Source organism: Xanthovirga aplysinae (assembly GCF_009711365.1).
Lineage (GTDB): Bacteria > Bacteroidota > Bacteroidia > Cytophagales > Cyclobacteriaceae > Xanthovirga > Xanthovirga aplysinae.
In genome coordinates, this window is record NZ_SMMB01000286.1 from 1 (window position 1) to 990 (window position 990).

Consider the following 990-nt stretch of genomic DNA (forward strand, 5'->3'; position numbering starts at 1 on the left):
TCAGGTTTAAGATAAAACATCTTACTTTTTCTTTTCAAAAAATGAACTCAATACTTTATGTAATTCCTCTAACCTGGGCAGTAACATTTTCTCATTTTTTCTATAATAATCCTTAATATCTTCTACTTTTTCTTTATCCATTATTTCTTCACGAAGACTAGTCAAAGGATAATTCGCCTTTGGGTCTGTGATAATGGCTGCTATAGATAAAATACCTAAATCCAAAGCTCTATGGATGGGCATCTCTTCACTTTGTCGACTCCATTGTTCCCCTGTATGCCGCCAAACCTTTACTGATAGTTCTTTAGCGTCATATTGAGCTTTTCCAATGGATAAGGCACGTGCATCGGTATTATTAGCATACTTTGCATCAATCTTTTCATATTCATTTACTGCAATAATTGGCTTGTGGCCCAAATGACCTGGTGCTTTCATATCTTTTATCACAATTTTGATTTAAGAAAGCTGAAAAGATAGTAATTTTCATTTAATATCACTTGCAAGCTCTTTGCTTAAAAGATCGGCTATATCCCTCCCATCCATAATTTCAGGAGAGGGGTCCCAAAGAACTGCTTTAGTTTGTTGTTGCAGTAAGTAATCCACTTTTTCCACCAACAATCCTTGGCTTGAAAAGAAAATTCGGAACTAGTATGACCTTTTTCCTTAATTAAGTTTTCACCATTCTTGTGGTAAAACCCTCCAAACCACATGATGCCAGACAGGTCCCAAGACGAATGCTTTGCCAAAAGGAATGAGGTAGGTAAAACCTGCATTGCTAATGCCAACGAAGATATCCCTTCCTTCTAAAGGAAAAGGAGTACCATCTTTGATCTTCACAATCTTCATTCATCTTCCGATGATCGCAATAACATTTGCTTCACCCAGTCTTAGTCCACATTTGTACCACTACTGAAAAGTATAGGGGCCAAAAGTTTTTTTATCGCCTTTTCCAGGTTTGTGAAGTTGGATTGTGGAATATGTAAAGGGATT

The 990-nt window shown here is 36.7% G+C and carries 2 protein-coding genes; both read right to left on the bottom strand.

Translation table 11 applies throughout. The annotated features are described in order from the left end of the window. Window positions 1-21: 21 nt before the first annotated feature. A complete protein-coding gene (locus E1171_RS00770) occupies window positions 22-435 on the bottom strand; it encodes a DUF6530 family protein (protein ID WP_155203137.1) in 414 nt (137 codons plus the stop codon). A 240-nt stretch (window positions 436-675) separates the two neighbouring features. Beyond that, window positions 676-846 carry a hypothetical protein gene (locus E1171_RS00775; protein ID WP_155203139.1) on the bottom strand — a complete coding sequence of 57 codons (171 nt, stop codon included), beginning with the start codon at window positions 844-846 and terminating at the stop codon, window positions 676-678. Window positions 847-990: the final 144 nt, after the last annotated feature.